Origin of the sequence: Streptomyces sp. UH6 (assembly GCF_013421635.1) — a bacterium.
Classification (GTDB): Bacteria; Actinomycetota; Actinomycetes; order Streptomycetales; family Streptomycetaceae; genus Streptomyces; species Streptomyces abyssomicinicus.
The window spans coordinates 1-2,657 of sequence record NZ_JACADT010000794.1 but is presented as its reverse complement, the minus strand read 5'-3'; the positions used below and the strand labels follow the sequence as shown (position 1 = coordinate 2,657).

The window sequence follows — 2,657 nt, the reverse complement described above, 5'->3', positions numbered from 1 at the left end:
CGGGCGGGCGCCGGGGCCCGCCGGGTCAGCGGGTGCGTTCGACGCGGCGTTCGTCCCAGACCGGCTCCGCCGTCTCGCGGACCTTGCCGTCGCTGCCGAACACCAGGAACCGGTCGAAGGACCGGGCGAACCACCGGTCGTGGGTGACCGCGAGCACCGTGCCCTCGAATGCCTCGAGCCCCTCCTGCAGGGCCCCGGCCGACTCCAGGTCGAGGTTGTCCGTCGGCTCGTCCAGCAGCAGTGCCGTGACGCCCTGGAGCTCGAGCAGCAGGATCTGGAAGCGCGCCTGCTGACCGCCGGAGAGGCGGTCGAAGGTCTGCTCCGCCTGCTGGGTGAGTTCGTACCTCCGCAGCCGCGACATGGCCGCCCCACGGTCCTGGGAGTGCTCGGTCCACAGGATGTCGAGGAGCGTCCGCCCCAGCAGCTCGGGGTGGGCGTGCGTCTGGGCGAAGTGCCCGGGCACCACCCGCGCGCCCAGCTTCCAGGCCCCCGTGTGGGCGACGTCCTCCCCCGCGAGCAGCCGCAGGAAGTGCGACTTGCCGGAGCCGTTGGAGCCGAGGACCGCGACCCGTTCGCCGTAGAAGACCTCCAGGCCGAAGGGCTTCATCAGCCCGGTGAGCTCCAGTCCCTCGCAGGTCAGGGCCCGCACACCGGTGCGTCCGCCCTTGAGCCGCATGGTGATCTCCTGCTCGCGCGGCGGCTCCGGCGGCGGTCCGGCCTCCTCGAACTTGCGCAGCCGGGTCTGGGCGGCGGCGTAGCGGGAGGCCATGTCGTGGCTGACCGCGGCCGCCTGCCGGAGGGTGAGCACCAGCTTCTTCAGCTGCTCGTGCTTCTCGTCCCAGCGCCGCCGCAGTTCCTCGAAGCGGGCGAACCGCTCCCTGCGGGCCTCGTGGTAGGTGCCGAAGCCGCCGCCGTGCACCCAGGCGTCGGCGCCTGCCGGGCCGGGCTCGACGCTGACGATCTTCTGCGCGGCGCGCGAGAGCAGTTCCCGGTCGTGGGAGACGAAGAGCACGGTCTTGCGGGTCTCCGCGAGGCGTTCCTCCAGCCACCGCTTGCCCGGCACGTCGAGGTAGTTGTCCGGCTCGTCGAGCAGCAGCACCTCGTCGGTGCCGCGCAGCAGGGCCTCCAGGACCAGCCGCTTCTGCTCGCCCCCGGAGAGGGTGCGCACCTGCCGCCACTGCGCCTTCTCGTAGGGCACGCCGAGCGCGGTGGTGGTGCAGATGTCCCAGAGGATCTCCGCGTCGTAGCCGCCGGCCTCGCCCCAGTCGGCGAGCGCCTGCGCGTAGCGCATCTGCGCGGCCTCGTCGTCGTGGGTCATCATCGCCAGCTCGGCCTCGTCGACGGCCTTGGCGGCGCTCCTGACGCGCGGCGTGGAGACCGACACCAGCAGGTCGCGCACGGTGCTCTCGTCGCGCACCGAGCCGACGAACTGGCGCATCACGCCGAGTCCGCCCTGCACGGTGACGGTGCCGCCGTGCGGTTTGAGCTCGCCGGAGATCAGCCGCAGCAGGGTGGTCTTGCCCGCGCCGTTGGGGCCGACCAGCGCGACGACCGCGCCCTCGCCCACCCGGAAGGAGACGTCACCGAGCAGGGCTCGGCCGTCGGGCAGGTGGTACTCGAGGTGCGCGGCTTCCAGGTATCCCATGGGGAGGCATTGTCCGGGCACGCCCCCGACCGGGGCAAACCGATATCGGGCCGTCACTCCACGGGACGGCCGGTGGGGCCGCTCCCGCCGCCCGGTCCGCGCGTGTAGACCACGGCCCCGGCCCAGGAGAGCGCCTTCCAGCCGTCCTGCGGGGATCCCTCCAGGACCACCACGCCGGTGTTCTCCAGCGGGTGGGAGGCGGCGAATTCCACGTCCACGTTGTCGGCGCGGGCGGCGGTCCAGGTGCGGATGGCGGCGCCGTGGCTGATGAAGGCGACCGTGCCGGCGCCGAGGGCGGACGCCTCCTCGACGACGGCGTCGTAGCGGCCGAGCATCTCCGTGCCGCTCTCCCCGCCGGGCATGCGCCGGCTGACCTGGCCGGCCGCCCAGGAGAACGCGATCTCCATGTAGCGCAGGCCGCGCTCGTCGTGGCCGAACTCGCCCTCGAGCTCTCCCGCGGTGATCTCGCGGATGCCGTCGCGGATCCGCACCTCGAGGCCGAGTCTGCGGGCCAGCGGCCGGGCGGTGAGCTGGGTGCGCACGAGGGTGGAGGCGAAGAGGGCGGTGACGTCCTCCCCGTGCAGGGCGTCCGGAAGCGCCTGTGCCTGCCGCTCCCCCAGCTCGGTCAGCGTGGGGCCCGGTACGCGGGTGTCGAGCACGTCCCGCGCGTTGGACGGGATCTGTCCGTGGCGGATGAGCAGCAGGCGCATGCCGGTTCCGTCCCTTCCGCTCGACGGCGCACTGCGTGAGCCGTGTCGTGCCGGGTTCCCTCATCCGGGCGTCCGTGCACCTGGGCGGCGCCCGGCCCGCCCGCCGTCGCCGTCCGCGGCACGCGGTGGGCGTGCGTGCGGCGTGCCTGCGGCGGGAAGTCTCCCTCGGCGGGTACTCGTCGGGGATGACGCGTGACACGGGCAGGGGCGGGCGCGACCGCGCCAGGGAATCGTGCCGGACGGGCAAGGGGGTGCTGCAACGCATGCTGGACGCGGACCGCGGCGTGTTCGAGACGGTGGCC

The 2,657-nt window shown here is 73.5% G+C and carries 2 protein-coding genes; both read right to left on the bottom strand.

The features are described from left to right. Window positions 1-25 precede the first annotated feature (25 nt). Window positions 26-1,645 (bottom strand): ABC-F family ATP-binding cassette domain-containing protein, encoded by a 1,620-nt coding sequence (locus tag HW445_RS25925; RefSeq protein ID WP_180223318.1) that lies wholly within the window; start codon window positions 1,643-1,645, stop codon window positions 26-28. A 53-nt stretch (window positions 1,646-1,698) separates the two neighbouring features. Further along, a complete protein-coding gene (locus HW445_RS25920; protein ID WP_180223317.1) occupies window positions 1,699-2,355 on the bottom strand; it encodes a histidine phosphatase family protein in 657 nt (218 codons plus the stop codon). Window positions 2,356-2,657 lie beyond the last annotated feature (302 nt).